1 protein-coding gene is annotated in these 269 nt (G+C 30.9%); it reads left to right on the top strand.

Annotation, left to right across the window (positions count from 1 at the left end; translation table 11 throughout):
• The coding region (locus tag H2O73_RS24040; protein ID WP_182110808.1) for a tetratricopeptide repeat protein at positions 1-269 on the top strand (269 nt) is incomplete at both ends.

Raw genomic sequence — 269 nt, 5'->3', positions numbered from 1 at the left:
GAAAAAATACAAAGAGCTTATCGAGCAAGCAATTGAATTAGATCCAACTAATATTGATTTAATTTTCAACTTAGGAGTTGTTGCTGCAGAAAACGGTGAAACTGAGAAAGCAAAAGAATATTACAAAAAAGTAATTGAAATGGATCCTACTTATGTAAATGCACAAACAAATATGGCTGCATTAATTTTAAGTGGAGAAAATGCTTTAATCGAAGAAATGAATGGGTTAGGTACATCTAATGCAGATAACATTCGTTACGACCAATTAA

Origin of the sequence: Vibrio marinisediminis, assembly GCF_014050145.1 — a bacterium.
Lineage (GTDB): Bacteria > Pseudomonadota > Gammaproteobacteria > Enterobacterales > Vibrionaceae > Vibrio > Vibrio marinisediminis.
This window is presented reverse-complemented; position numbering and strand designations above follow the sequence as displayed.